We start from the raw sequence: 14,018 nt of genomic DNA on the forward strand, positions 1-14,018 counted from the left end.
GCGCTCATGTCTGGAAACGGATACGAGATCTCTGCCGGCGGCAGTGTCTCAAGGCAACGGTCTCCACCGTATGGGCGATCAGCGAAGCCGCATCCCGCCCGGGGCTCGCCCATGATCCACGCACTTGGGGCCACTATGGCGATCGGCTCTACAGGCTTCCTATGGAAGCTCCCGGCGGGTCTTGCTGGTCGAGGTCCGGCGGCGGCTGGGTTAAGTCAGGTGGCACGGGAGTACGTGGCGCACCCTCGACTGAAGCCGCCGGTGTCGTCGATCGAGTTTCGCGGTCGCCAAGCGCAACGCTCTCGACTGGCGCGGAACCCCTCGTCACCTCATCTGCGCGTTTAGTCAGCAGCGACGGCGGCGAACCGGCCGTAGAAGATCCTGCCGGAGGTTGCTCCGACTCCCGTTTCGGCGAAACGGATCCGTGAGATTGAAGACTGAGCCGCCGCCGGCCAACCCTGGCCTCCGGCGCGGCTGGCCTCTGCCCCGCAGCCGACTGGGAGATCCGACGCTGACGGAGATGGCCGACCATCTCCGTCAGAGCGGAAGCGATCATCGTGCCGACGAACGCCTTCACCGTCTCCTTGACCAGCGATTCACCGACAACCGCCGCCGCGATCGGGGCGGCACCGGTCACCGCGAGGACGACGGCCCCAACTGTAACAGCGGCACCGAGCACCGTGTCGGGGTCGACCCATGCGGAAACCGGGTCATGGCGGTAGGAATGCTCAAGCCAACTCAGCTCTTCGTCGACGTCGGACGATGCAATGTCCGATGCATGAGCGGCAGCGCGGAGGAGATCTACCGCGGCAAGGCCACGCATCCTGAACAACTCTTCGCGATCCCGTCGCTCACCGGTGTACCGCAAAGCCTCGTCGTACGCGTGCAGCCGGGCTTGCTGGAGTCGTACTTCAGCGAAGGCATCCGCCTCGTCTTCGTCGGCCATGAAGCAATTGTGGTAACCGTGTGCAACTCTGCGCCAACTGCGCCCCCGTTGTGCCCACTCCTGGCCGCCGCCCGGCGGAGCCGGGTCGCCCGTCACCTCTGCCTCACCCGCCACCACAGGCTGGGACTTCCGGCGGCCCCGCCAACCACGTCTAGTAAGCCCCGCCAAACGTCGCTGGCAACCGGAGCCTATCTCCCTGGGCATCAGGCACTTCCCCGCCATCTATCGCTGGCAGTCACATCTGACGCCCGACGTCACGCCCGGGTTACCGGGTGTCGGGCCGTGCGTTCAGTCGCCCGTCCGGGCCGTACACATAGGCGTGCACGGTGCGAAACGATGCCGGTAGGTACACCGTCAGTCCGTGTTCCGGGATGAACATGGTGCGGTAGGTGCGGGTGATGCCCAGGGTCCACCCGTCGGGTTTGGTCCCGTGCGACCCCGGCGGGATGATGCCCGCGCTCGGCCGGTCGGCGCGGGCGCGGCGGTGCCGGGCGAGGGTTTGATGTGCGGGCACAACGTCAGAGCAGCCGTCATACGCGGGGTGCCCCGGCGGATCAGAGAATCGGCGCAGCTCGGCGGCGCGGGGCGTGCCCAGGAACGCCGCCCAATACTCCATCGACTCGCCGCACAGCGAGCACGCGCGGCCGGCGGCGAGCTGCGTCGAGTCGTGGTGTTGAGGGTGGTGAAGTCGACGTACGTGCCGGGGCCACCGTGCGGGTCGGGGTGCTCGTTGACCGGCGGGATCGGCAGGCCGCGCCGTGCGTCGCGGGGCCGCGCGGCCAGCGCGGCGGGCAGGTCGCCAGGCACCTCGGGCGGGGTGGGCGGCCGGGTCATTCCGCCTCACCCGCCGCGCCGTGCCGGACGTCGGTGATGACCAGGTGGGGGTGCTCGGCGCGCAGGACCGCCCGCGCGGTGTCCCATTGCGCCGGGGTCATCGCCGAGGCGATGGTGTCCAGATTGGCGGCTTCCATCACGGTGCGCTGGATTCCGGCCGCGTCGGGGTTGTCGAACACCGCGACCATGTCTCCGGCCGCGACCACGTACACGCGGGACTCGCCGGTGACCTCCGGCGGCACCGTCAGCCGCGCGGTCCGACGGTGCTCGGCCAGCCATCGGCCGATCACCTCCGCCGGGTCACCCTCGATCGTGTCAGTGTCATAGCCCTCACCGTCGAGCCACGACAGGTGATCCTCGACGGTCCAGTCCGGGTGAATGAGCCAACTCTGCCGCACGGCCTGCCACATCGTCAGCCGCGCCGGGACACCGACGGGGATAGCCGGTTGTGAGCCGTCCGGGCCGGGCACCGGGCACAGCGCCGTCCCGTCGGTGTGCGACGCGGCAGGCCGCGCCAGGAACGCGGCGAGGGCCATTCGCGCGGCGGTACGGCGCGGGCCGGTTCCCCACATTCGGGGCAGCGCAGCGACCCCGGTTGAGCCGGGGTGGTGCCGCTGTCCGGCCCGGTGCGGTCGTGAGCGTGAGGATTGGTCATCACGGGTTGTCCTTTCGGGTGTAGGTAACGGGGTATGCGGGTGCCGGGGCCGGGCGTGGTGCCCGGCCCCGGCGGGGGTGGTGTCAGGCCGCGATCGGTGCGGGGGTGGCCTCGTGGTCGGCCGTTGTCGCGCCGGTGGTGGCGGCGTCGCTTTCGGTGGTGGCGGGCGTGTCCGTGCCCGCGTCGGCCGTGTCGTCGCCGTTGGCGTCGTCGGTGCTGGCCGCGTCGGTGTCGGCGGTCGCGGCGGCGTCATCGGTGGCGGCCTCGGTGTCGGCCTCGTCGGTCAGCGGCCGGGTCATGTACGCCCGAACCTCGGCGGTCGGGGCCGGGGCAGTCTCGGCCATGGCGTACTTCACCGGGGCCTCACTGGTCATGACCAGCACACCCTCGGCGGTGAGCCGGGCCATGGCGTTGCCGACCGCACCGGAGGACCGTCCGCCCAACTCACGGGCGACGGTGCCGGGGGTCACGTCGTGACCGGTGCCGAGGTCGCGCATGAACGCCTCGACCTGGTTACGCAGGCCGTTCTTGGCGAGCTTCGCCGACCCATCGCTGTTGATCTCGCCGGTGGTGCGGTCCGTGCTCGTGGCGGCGGCACGTCGCGCCGAGGGTCGGCGGATCTTGCGGGTGTGCCCGCACGTCGGGCAGGTGGTGTGCGTCGGCGCGTTCGCCGGGTCCACCTTCGCCAGGTCGGCGTCCGCGACCGGCACCCACAACTCGGTACCGTCCGCCTCGGTCGGCAGGCGACGCGCGGCCCCGCTGACCTCCATCGCGGCGAGGATCGTGTCGCCCATCGCTACCGACAGTCCGCTCTCGTTGATCGCCGCGTCCGCCGTGACGCCCTCGGGGTGTCCGCCAAGGACACCTGCCATGATCAGCACCTTCAGGTCCGGATGACGCGGCCCGACCGGCGCACCCGACACCGCAGCCGCCGGGGCGTCAGCCGGGGCCTCGTCCGCCGGGGTGGCGTCCGCCGGGGTGGCGTCAGCCGGGGCCTCGTCCGCCGGGGTGGCGTCAGCCGGGGCCTCGTCCGCCGGGGTGGCGTCGGCAGGGGTCGGGGTGTTCGGGTGCCAGATGTCGGCTGTCTTGCGGTTGCCGTTGGCGGGGCCGGGGGTGCGGGTGGCGGTGCCGTCGGCCTCCATCGCGGTGAGGGTTTTCGCGACGGTGGAGGCGCTGACGCCGGAGGCGTCGGCCAGTGCGCGGGTGGTGATGCCGTCCGGGTGGGCGGTCAGGGTGGCGGCGACGGTGACGGCGGCGGGCGTGGTGGGCGTGGTCATGGCAGTGATACCTCCGTTAATAGGGATGGCAATAGCGTTCCCGCGATTAATGCGGTGCGCTTTCCGATGATGTTCCGGCGGGGCGTTTGTTGTTGCCCACGTCCATGGACCCTCTGCACGCATTGTTTGTCAACCCGCATTTTCATGACTCTTTACGGGCGGCTGTTCGGGACACGTTTTGCCTCGTGCCGCGCGGTGACCGTCCGGATTGCATCGGGGCGTTAGCGCCGTTGTATTGCCCGCTCGGCGCGTTCTGGCGCACGCCGGTGTATCGGGTAGGCGTAGCACCCCGTGCACGTATATGGCGTTGTGGTGGCTCGCTGCTTGCGGCCGGACACTCCGCCGTGTCCGGCCGCAGGCAATGGGCGGCGCCTATTGCTCGGTAGTGCGGTGAAGTCAAGTCGACGTATTGAGCTAAATATCACTTCGCGGGCCGGCGGCCGGAGCGCTCGACGCCTCGGAATTGTCAAGCGTCAGTTCGGCACGATGCGACGTATTGCCGCTGTCTGATGTATCCATGCGGACAATTTGCTGATCTTCACCACGTCGCCGGTTTTCGGAGCTTGCACGATGAGCCCGGAACCGAGGTACATGCCGACGTGACCGGGGTCGGCGCGGGTGCCGCCACCGCCCGGGATCAAGATCAGGTCTCCGGGCCGAAGGGCGGCGGGGTCGGGGACGGAGGTGCCCGCGTGGACCTGATCGGCGGTGGTGCGCGGGATGCGGATTCCGGCGGCCCGGTACGCCTGTTGCATCAGTGAGGAGCAGTCGCACTGACGCCGGGGGTTGCCCGAGTGCGGCGCGGTGCAGTCGCCACCGAAGGTGTACGGGGTGCCCAACTGTGCCAGCGCCCACCCGATCGCCGTCACCACCGGCGCGGGGGTGCCCGCCGGGAGGGTGAAGCCCGGTGGCAGCTTCGCGGCGGCCTCGGGCGGGAGGTTGTCGCCGCCGTCGCACACCACACCGCCGGTGTAACCGGCCACAATGGAAGCGGCCCACGCCTCATGCTTGGAGTACGCATCACCGTACGCCGACCGTTGCACCGCCTGGGCGGCATCGGTGAGCGGTAGCGTCTGCCACCGGGGCACCCGCCGGAGACGCTCGTAGAACGTCGTCGCGGCGTAGTCGGGATTCATGATCTGTGCCGGGGTGCCCCACCCCTGACTCGGGCGTTGTTGGAACAGGCCCAACGAGTCATGATCGTTGCGGGCGCCGAGGTCACCGAGGTTGATCAAGTTCGACTCTTGCAGGGCGGTCGCGACGGCGATCACCCACCCGCGCGGGGGCACGCCCATGCGCTGACCTACCCCCACTATCACGGCGGCGTTACCGGCCTGCTCGGCGGTCATCCCGGCGGGGGCCGCGCCGGGGGTGGTGGCGGTGGCCGTGCACGCGTACGCGGCGCTCTGGCCGCCGCCGACCACCCCGGAGACGACTCCGGCCGCCGCGCCGACGATGATCACGAGGAGTAGGACGAGGCCGCCGACCGCGCCGGTGACTACCCGTCCCATACGGCACCGCCGGACAGGGGCAGATCGGCGAGGGTGAGCCGTCCGGGGTGTCCGGGTAGCTGCCACACGGCTCCGGCGGGGCCGCCGTGGTTGGCGGCGTAGTCGTCGGCGGCGGTCGTCACGCTCACCCCGTCTGGTATTCCGGTGCGCGACAAGTGGGCGTGGAGGTGGGCTTCCCGGGCGGCGGTGGGAAGCCAGAATGCCACCGGGTACGCGCGGCGGGGGCCGAGGGCGGCGTAGCCGGTGAGTTTGGCCGCGACCCGATGAACGGTCTCGGTGCCGAGATCCATCTCCAGCCAGAACGGCACCGTCCGTCCGCCGGTGGCCCAGACCCCGTGACCGTCCGGGCGTACGAGGTTGCCGGTGGCTTCCCGGCACCGTTGCTCACTCCACCACCGCGCCAACCGCGCCCCGGGCCGGGTGCGGGCGGTCCCGGTCAGCGCGACGAAAAACCCGTTCGTGGCGAGGAGGTGCTTCAACGTCGGGGACATGGCCAACCGGGCGGTGGTGTCGCGCACGGCGGCCGGGCGGGGCATCGCCTCGCCGTGCCCGGCGGAGACGATGGCCGCGCCTACCGGGCCGAGGGTCCACCTCCACGACTGTGAGCCGGGGCGCTCGTAGTGGCGGAACCGGTCGAGGATGTCTCGATCATGCAGGGTGTTGAGTCGGTTGCGGGCGCGCCCGACGGAGCCGAAGGCTAGGTCGGTCAGGTGCTCGGTGGTGAAGGTGGAGTGCTGGTCGAGCAGGTCGAGCAGGAGCCGGTCGCGGGGGGTGAGCCGGGCGAGTTCGGCCGCGACGACGGACGCCGTGAGGCGCAGGCTGCTGGCAGCGTGTTTACCGGTAGGAGGGATATCTCTTATCAGTCGGTTCCGGTCCACCAGTCCTCCTCACCGTCGTCCACCAGCGGGTATGACGTGTTCATGGGCGAGGGTTCAGGCGAGCGTTGGTGGTCGTTGGAAACCTCGTTAGACCTCTCGTTAGAACCCTCTAGAGATCCCGCCCCTTGAACAGCGAAGGTGTTACGACCGATCAGCAGGCCACTGCCACCGTCAGCCGGGTCGACGTCAGCGTCGACGTCTGGTTGGTCGGTGGCCGCATCGCCGAGCAACTGTCGACGCTCACCGATCGGCAGTCCGGTGTGCTCACGAGCCAGCCGACGCAACTCGGAGGACCGGCCTCGGATTGGCTCGGGCGGCGCAATGGTGTCCGCGGTGACCGGTGGAGCGACCCGCCCGCCGGCCACCGGCCGAAGGACCACTTCGTAGCCACCGAGGCGCATCAGATCGCCCTGGTCCAGGTACGGGAGCACGTGGTGGGACTGGTCGACGGCGTCTTTCGGGGCGAGCGCGAAGTACACCTTGTTCCGGGCGTTGGCGTCGATCGCCTCGGCCATATCCGAGGACAGTTGCCCGAGGTACTGATGCGCGAGGACGAACGAGGTGTGCAGGCCGCGGGCCTCGGCGAGGGCATCATCGATGCCGATCGGCAGGTGCAGGAAATTGTGGCACTCGTCTAGCACGATGCTGGCGTCGAGGCGGTCGTTCTCGGGGATACGAGCGCGTGCAGCGGTGGCCTGCCACAACCCGGCCAGCATCAGCGACCCGACTAGCCGGGCGCCGTCCTCCCCGATCACCCCCTTGGGCAGCCGCGCCAGCAGGACTCCGCCGTCGAGGATGTCGGCGAACCGGAACGTGGTGCTGGGCACCCCGAACAGGCCATTCGCCAAGGGGTGCGCGAGGACCAGCCGCAGCCGGGACAGCAGCGGGGCGACGAGCCCGGCGCGTTGCCCTGCGGGTAGGCCGTCGAAGCCTTCCCAGAACTCGCCGAGGGTGCTGCCTTCCCACGCGCCGAGACTGTTCACCACGGCCCGGACCCGCCCGGCCCGCCATTTGGTGTCCGATAGCAGGCGCGGGAGCTGCGCCAGGGTGGAGCCGGGCAGGTGGGCCAGGGTGAGCAGGCCGTGGTAGCAGATGTCGGCGGTGCGGTGGCCCCACCACCTTGACCACACCTTGCTCATGACGGAGGTGACGGCGGCGGCCACGTCGTGCGCGGTGCCGCCGTGGACCTTCGGGTCGAGCAGGTTGATCGCCGGCGGGGACGAGCGCTCATCGGGGTCCACGATGACGAGGCGGTCCCCGCAGGCGCTCGGCAGCACGTCGAGCAGATCCCGGATCAGGTCGCCTTTGGCGGGGTCGAACGCGGCGACCCCGCGCCCGGCCTCCACGTCATCGAGGATCGTCCGCAACAACAGCGACGTCTTGCCGGTGCCAGTCGGGCCGCAGACATGCAGGTGGTGACGGCAGTCTTCCAGCGAGATCCCGACGCGCACGGCGGGACCGGAGTTGGCGACGCCGATCACCTTGCCGGGCAGTCCGCGCCGTTCGGACGGCGGCACGAGGTTGAGGGGCCGCTGGCCTCGGGTAGCCCGTGCGGCTGAGCTCTCGGCAGTCGTCATGGGGTACTCCACACGGTCGGCGGGTCACCCTGCGCCGGGTTGTTCTGGGCCAGGTCGGGGGCCGGGCGGCGCTTCGGCCGGGTGGCTGGGGCCGGTCCGGCGGTGAACACTTCCCGGCTGGCCGGGCGCCGCCGCGACGCGGCGGCGGGCATGCCGTGCGCGGACGGCTCGGCGGGCAGCCCGGCCAGGGCGGCGGTCTCGTCCACCGAGGCGAGGGTCATCCGGGACGCGGGCACCCACCGCCAGGTCGCGGCGGCGCGGGCTCGACGTAGCCGGCGGCGGCTGAAGTGCGGCGATAGCAGCCCGAACCCGGAGGTGATATCGGCGGCGGCAGCCCGCGCCGCAGCCACCGTCGGCCCGGTGGCGGTGGCGTGGACCGCGACGAGCAGGTGCGGCGCGGCGGCCAGCTTCCCGCGCGCCTGCCGGGCCAGCTCGGCCAGGTACGGATCCGCCCGGCCGCTCTGATGCTTACGCGTGGCCGGGCCGGGGGTGACCAGGTCGAGGACACCGATGATCACCGCCCGGAGGGCGTCCGCGAGCAGGCCGATGGCGCGGGATGCGCCGGTGCGGGGTCGGCGGGCACGGTCGGGGTGGATTGTGGCGCGGCGCAATCCTCGGACGCGGTGGGCGGGGGCGCGGGTGACGTGGACCTGCAGCAGCCCGCCACCGGTGCGCCCGGCGGCGGCCAGCCCGTCATACACCGCCCGGAGCCGGTCTTCTTCCGGCGGGGCACCGGCCTCCCACCGCTGCCCCCGGCTCGGCGCGGCATCGTCTACCAGGGGCAGCCACTCCGGCTGGGTGGGCAGCAACGCCACCGCGACGACCGGGCTGCCCGGGGCGAAGGCCGGTGCCTTCGCCTGCTCGGCGCGGGCACCGGGCCACGCGCGTTGCAGCAACCGGAGCACGGCGGTCGGGTTCACCCCGGGCGGCAGCCACAGCCCGCACCGCATCCCTTTCGGGTCGGACTGGACCTCCCAGACGAGCCGGTGCGGGCGCCGCGACCACCGGCTCGAGGCGGGCAACGCGGTCGCGAGCAACCGCCACAATCCCACGGTCGCGGCCGGGGTGGCGGACACCGGCGGAACGATCTCCAACCAACGGGCCTGCCCGGCGTGACGACGCCACACATGCCGCCGCCACCACGCCCACCCGAGGCGGGCGGCGACGAGCAGGGCGAGGGCAGCAAGCAGCAGCGGCCAGTACGCCCGCATGAACACCGCCATCGAGGCGGGGGCGTCGTCGGCCCAGGTGCCGCACATCAGGTGCCCGATCACCGAATCCGGGATTCCGTCGTGGCCGGGGACGCAGGTCGCGGACGGGAGCACGGGTGCCGGGGTCGGCGGTGATGTCGGGGTCAGCGACGGTGGGATGAGTAGGGTCAACGTGACGGGCATGGCAGGCTCCCAAAGAGGGTCAGCTGAGCTTCAGCGGCGGCCGGCGGTGGGGCCGGTGACGACGAGTTGGTGCTCGACGTCGGAGGCGAGGCTGTGAAAGGCGACCCGGCTGTTGCCGCACGCGAGGAGGGCGTCTCCGCGTGCCGCGGACAGCAGGAAGGTCCGCTCGCCGTCGGTCAGCCCGAACGCGTCGGTGACTGCGTCGATCGCCTGCGGGGCCTGACGCAGCAGCACCTGCGTGGCCGCGTTGCTGGCGACGGCCCGGCCGACCTCGGTGCCGAGCACGTCGGCGGCGTCCTGGGTGACCACGGTCAAACCGGCGCCGTACTTGCGCGCCGACTTGGCGAGGCGGAACAGGAACTTCGCGCCGAGCCCGGCGCGCAGCAGCAGCCACGCCTCATCGACCAGCACCATCCGGCGCACGTCCGGCGAGGAATTGGCGACCTTGCGCCAGATCGCATCCAAGGTGAGCAGCGTCCCGACCGGCTTCAACTCATCAGGCAGGTCTTTGATCGCGTACACCACCAGGTGCCCCTCCGGGGCGGTGGTGGTCGGCCCGTCGAACAGCCCGGCGAACGACCCCTTCACGTACGGGTGCAACCGCGCGGCGAGGGTCCGCCCGGCGTCACCGATCTCCGTCAACGCGTGCGCCACATCGGCCAACAGCGGCGGCGGGCGCCGCCAGGTACGCGGGTCGGTGGTGATGCCCTTGCCCCGGTAGGCCGCCAGCACGGCGGCGTCGAGGACCGGCACATCCTCCGGCGCCAGGGTGGCGGCGGTGTCGTCGCCGGCGGTGAGTACCGCGACGAACGTCTGCATGAACAGGGTCCGCCGGAACAGGGCATCATCACCGTCAGCGGCGGACAGATCGAGGGGGTTGATCCGCACCCCGGGGGCGCCGGGCCGGATGATCGTCCCGCCGACCGCCTCAGCGAGCCGGAGGTATTCGTCTTCCGGGTCGATGACGAACGCCTCCACCCCGAGGTAGAGGTTGCGCAGCAGGTCCAGTTTCGCCAGGTAGGACTTACCTTCACCGGAACGGGACAGGATGACCGCGTTGAAGTTCGACTGCGCCCACCGGTCCCAGACCACCACCCCCGCCGAAGCGAGGTTCAACCCGTAGAGGACGCCCATGCCGGTGTTCCCGGCGGTGACCGGCAGGTCCGGGCTGGTGAACGGGAACGCGGCGGCCAGCGCATCGGTGTCGAAAACCCGGCGCATGCCGAGGGCGTCGAAGGCCAGGGGCAGGCTGGTGATCCAGCCCTGCAACTGCCGCCACGTCGCCGGGGCCAGGTCGAGCAGCAGCGACGACGCCAGCGCCCGCACTTCGGCCACCCGGTCGGTCAGCTCGGCCTCGGTATCGGCGTGCACGGTCAGGTACAGACCGAGCCGGAACAGCCGAGCCTCGCCCCGGGCGACCCGGGCGGCCAGCTCGGCGGCGTCCGCCGCGGCGGCGTCCAACCCCGGGTCATCCAGGCGGCCCTTCCCGGCGTCGGTACGCCGGGAGGATTCGAGGCGTCCGCGCTGTTTACGCAGCCGATCGGAGGCGACGACCGGCGGGACGGGTTCGATGTGCAGGGCGACATCGACCCGGCCTGGGTAGGACAGGATCGGCTCCAGCCAGCCGGCGCCGACCTCGACCGGGTAGCCGGTCACCGCGAGAGTCGCGGAGTAATCGGCGCCGACGTGCACGGACCGCCCGCCGACCTCCACGGCGTCGGGGCTGCCGGGCAGCACGCCACCGGTCTCGGCCGCTGGGCGGCGGCTGCGGCGCAGGGTGAACAGCTTCACCGGTCATCACCGTCTTCCAGGTCGGTCGTCCGATCGGGGCTGTCGGCCGCCGCCCAGGCCGGGGCGGGGGCGGCCGGGTCGAGGCAGGCGGCGAGGGCGGCCTGGGTGTCGTAGGCGTCCAGGACCGTCCCGGCGACCTCGCACCCGGCCAGGGCACGTACCGCCTCCAGCGCCTGGTGGGCGGTGTGGCCGGGGTTGCGCCGCCCGCGCACCGCGACGGTGACCTGCCGGTGCAGCAGCTCCCGCTGGGTGGCGAGATCGTCGAGGAACGCGGCGTGAGATCGTGCCGCGTCTTCCAGCGCCGGGTGCGGCAACGCCGGGGCACGGTGCTCGATGCGGTCGGCGACGTGGGTCAGGTCGACGCGCTGTGCCCGCACGAGGATCTGCGTCGGCGCGTCGAGGCTGTTCAACCAGCGGGCGAACCCGGCGACCAGGCCGTTCTGCTCACCGGGTGAGCGCAGCCCGAACGCCACCGTCGAAGCGGACACAAGCGCGGTGGTGCCGTCCGGGCCGAGGTCGATCAGCCCGTCGCCGGTGATGCCCTTCGCCGGCAGCCGCAGCGGCGCCGGGAGGGGCAGCTTGTCACCGCGCCCGCCGGTGGTGGTGATCCAGGCTGGTGCCGGGTGGATCGGTTCGTCGGTCGGGACCAGGCGATGCGGGGCACGCCGGTGCCGGAGCGCGGCGAGCAGCCAGGCGTCGAGGTTGGTGCCGTCGCGGCGGCCGACTGCGAGGAAGAACGCCGCCCCGGCGACGGGGATCGACCCGGCGATGAAGTACAGCGGATTGACCACCGTCGCGAGGGCGGTCCAGACCGCGTAGAGGATCAGCGCGGTGACGGTCAGGATGACGACCTGGCGCAGAGTCAGCCCGAACACGATCCGGTCGGGTCGCTCGACGTCGGCGGGTACTCGTGCTCTTAACGGCTCATCGGCGGTTCGGCGTGCCATCGGTGATCACTCCTGTCGGGGACGGCGACGGACGGGCGGGCGGCTCCGCACAAGGCGGTGCCGCAGGGGCGGGGTCGCGAGGCGGTACGGGCGCCGGAGTCGGAGCCCGGGTGGGGACGGGACGGCGGGCCGGGACGGGACAGCCGCCCGTACGGGCGGGGAAGGACGATCCGGCGGGGACGGCCGCGCGGTCGGGGACGGACCGGTCACCGGGACCGTCCGGGTGGCCGGGGCGGACGGGGCGCCGGGGACGGGGCCGCCGCCGGTACGGACGGGGACGGACGGGCCGCCGGGTTCGGTCGGGCCGCCGGGGCGGCGGTCCGGTTGGCCCGGGGCGGGGCGGTCCGGGGCGGGGCGGCCGGGGTAGCACCGGTGGGCCGGGGCGTGCGTGCGGGCGTCGCCGGTGCTCGTTTCGCCGCTGTCGGACGCGGCCGAGCCGGTGTCGCCGGCGCGACCGAGAACGTCGGCGTGACCGGTGCCGGAGGCCGTTTCGGCGCGGTCTGGGCACGTGATGCGGACGAGAACACCACCCCTGGTGCGCTGGTGGAGGCCGGTGCGGAGCCGGTCGCGGTGCCGGTCGCCGCCGGGGTGGTCGGTGGGTGGCTGAACGGCACCGCGCTCGGCGGCGGCGCGGCGCTGACCGCCGGTGGGGTGCTCGGCGCGGCCGAGAACACGGCGGGCGGGGCGGCACCCGCCGGGGCGGCGCTTGCCGTGGCGGGCGGCCCGGCGTGACTGAATGCCGGGGCGGCCGTGGTTCCGGCGGGCTGTGCGAGGGGGGTGTGCGTGGCCGGGGCGTGGCTGAACGCGGCCGGTCCGGCGGGCGCCGGGGACGGGCGGGACGGTCCCGCTCGGGGCGGGCGGGGCGGGCGCGGTGTGCCGGGGCTGGGCGGGCGTCCCGGTCCGGGACGACCGGGACCGGGGCGGGGGCGGGGCGCCGTCCCCGGGCCTCGGCGGGCGGCCGTCCCCGCGACGGCGCCCGCCGCCTTCGCCCCACCGAGGACGCTGGCCGCCGCCCCGAGGGTCTTGATCGTCAGGATGGTGGAGACGAGCTGCCCGAGCAGCCCGCGGCCCTTCGACTGTCCGAGCGAGCCGAGGATGAACATCTTCATCCAGCCCGGCAGTTTGATCAGGACCCACAGCATCGTCAGGCAGACCAGGATCCCGAGGAAGCCGTCCACCGTGGCGGGGACACCGAGGACCGCTGGGCCGTTCGGGGTCAGGAACACCCGGACGGTGGCCAGCATGATCACGGCTTGGGCGAGCTGCATGCCCAGGCACGCGCCGAGCGCCCGCCACCAGGTGTAGGCCAGGCCCTCGGTCTGCGGGGTGGCGTGACAGACCAGCGCGAGCGGTGCCACGCCGATGAGCAGGACCGTGGCCGCTACTCGCAGGATGAAGGTCAGCACGACGACGATCGCCATCACCAGCGCGACCAGGACCAGCAACGTCAACAGGAAGTAGCCGCCCTGGCCGGCGCGTTCGAGTGCCTGGGTGATGGCGGTCGCGGCGGTCGGGCCGTCGATGCCTTGACCGGCTATCGCGGCGGTCAGCGCGTTGACCGCTGTCAGGATCTGCTCGCACAGCAGCAGCGACACGTTCGCGCCGACCCCGCCGATCACCAGACGCGGCAGGATCTCTTTGAGCCCGTGCCGGGTTTGCAGGGTTTCCCGGGAGGTCACGACGAACCCGCCGATGACCACGAACAGCACGAAGACCGCGTTGGCTATGACCAGGCACGTCGTCCAGATCGCCTTGACCTGCGGATTGTTCGTCAGGTCCGGGGTGGACAACACCGTGCTACCGAGGGCTTCCATGACCGGGTTCAGGCCGGACTCGACCACCCACGCGAAGAAGTCGCTGATCGCCTTGCGGATCTGGCCCGGGATGTCGTACCAGGCCGGATCGTCGTCGGTTCCCGTCGTGGGCGCCGGGGCCGGGTTGGTACCGGGCGACGGGTTCGGAGTAGGGCTTGGGTTGGGGTCCGGGGTCGGGTTGCCCGTCGGTGGCGGGCCGATCGGGCTCGGCGTCGGGTTCGGGCTCGGGCTCGGTGGGGCGCCCGGTGCCGGGGCGGGTGACGGCTCGGCCGCCGCCGGGGAGGCCGCCGCGACGGCGATGCCACCGGCCAGACCCGCCCCGAGCAGCAGCGCGAGGGCCAGCCGGGCGGCGCGGGAGGTGCGCCGCCCGGCGCGTGTCGGTGTGCGTGTCATG

Annotated in this window: 11 protein-coding genes; all 11 read right to left on the reverse strand. The window is 72.2% G+C overall.

What is annotated here, in order from left to right:
* Positions 1 to 148: 148 nt before the first annotated feature.
* The 11 genes from Ari01nite_RS06905 to Ari01nite_RS06955 all read right to left on the reverse strand — a co-directional run bounded on the left by Ari01nite_RS06905 (position 149) and on the right by Ari01nite_RS06955 (position 14,017).
* Complete coding sequence (locus Ari01nite_RS06905) at positions 149 to 946, reverse strand: hypothetical protein (RefSeq protein WP_203780193.1); 798 nt, start codon at positions 944 to 946, stop codon at positions 149 to 151.
* A 265-nt stretch (positions 947 to 1,211) separates the two neighbouring features.
* Positions 1,212 to 1,562, reverse strand: a complete 351-nt coding sequence (locus Ari01nite_RS06910; protein ID WP_239162518.1) for a hypothetical protein — start codon at positions 1,560 to 1,562, stop codon at positions 1,212 to 1,214.
* A 214-nt stretch (positions 1,563 to 1,776) separates the two neighbouring features.
* A complete protein-coding gene (locus Ari01nite_RS06915; RefSeq protein WP_239162519.1) occupies positions 1,777 to 2,316 on the reverse strand; it encodes a hypothetical protein in 540 nt (179 codons plus the stop codon).
* A gap of 202 nt (positions 2,317 to 2,518) precedes the next feature.
* Positions 2,519 to 3,721 carry a winged helix DNA-binding protein gene (locus Ari01nite_RS06920; protein ID WP_438872149.1) on the reverse strand — a complete coding sequence of 401 codons (1,203 nt, stop codon included), beginning with the start codon at positions 3,719 to 3,721 and terminating at the stop codon, positions 2,519 to 2,521.
* A gap of 464 nt (positions 3,722 to 4,185) precedes the next feature.
* Positions 4,186 to 5,223, reverse strand: coding sequence for a C40 family peptidase (locus tag Ari01nite_RS49630; protein WP_239162520.1), 1,038 nt, complete (start codon positions 5,221 to 5,223; stop codon positions 4,186 to 4,188).
* Positions 5,211 to 6,041: a replication-relaxation family protein gene (locus tag Ari01nite_RS06930; RefSeq protein ID WP_203780346.1), complete on the reverse strand. Its 831-nt coding sequence runs from the start codon at positions 6,039 to 6,041 to the stop codon at positions 5,211 to 5,213. The genes Ari01nite_RS49630 and Ari01nite_RS06930 overlap by 13 nt, the downstream gene beginning before the upstream one ends.
* A 41-nt stretch (positions 6,042 to 6,082) precedes the next feature.
* Positions 6,083 to 7,678, reverse strand: a complete 1,596-nt coding sequence (locus Ari01nite_RS06935; protein WP_239162521.1) for a type IV secretory system conjugative DNA transfer family protein — start codon at positions 7,676 to 7,678, stop codon at positions 6,083 to 6,085.
* Positions 7,675 to 9,072, reverse strand: coding sequence for a hypothetical protein (locus tag Ari01nite_RS06940; RefSeq protein ID WP_203780195.1), 1,398 nt, complete (start codon positions 9,070 to 9,072; stop codon positions 7,675 to 7,677). Before Ari01nite_RS06940 ends, Ari01nite_RS06935 begins: the two co-directional genes overlap by 4 nt.
* Positions 9,073 to 9,102: 30 nt before the next feature.
* Positions 9,103 to 10,863: a VirB4 family type IV secretion system protein gene (locus Ari01nite_RS06945; protein WP_203780196.1), complete on the reverse strand. Its 1,761-nt coding sequence runs from the start codon at positions 10,861 to 10,863 to the stop codon at positions 9,103 to 9,105.
* Positions 10,860 to 11,810: a PrgI family protein gene (locus Ari01nite_RS06950; RefSeq protein ID WP_203780197.1), complete on the reverse strand. Its 951-nt coding sequence runs from the start codon at positions 11,808 to 11,810 to the stop codon at positions 10,860 to 10,862. The genes Ari01nite_RS06945 and Ari01nite_RS06950 overlap by 4 nt, the downstream gene beginning before the upstream one ends.
* Positions 11,811 to 12,016: 206 nt before the next feature.
* Entirely contained in the window at positions 12,017 to 14,017 is a 2,001-nt protein-coding gene (locus Ari01nite_RS06955; RefSeq protein WP_239162522.1) for a TrbL/VirB6 family protein, read from the reverse strand.
* Position 14,018: the final 1 nt, after the last annotated feature.

The organism is Paractinoplanes rishiriensis, from assembly GCF_016862375.1.
Taxonomy (GTDB): Bacteria; Actinomycetota; Actinomycetes; order Mycobacteriales; family Micromonosporaceae; genus Actinoplanes; species Actinoplanes rishiriensis.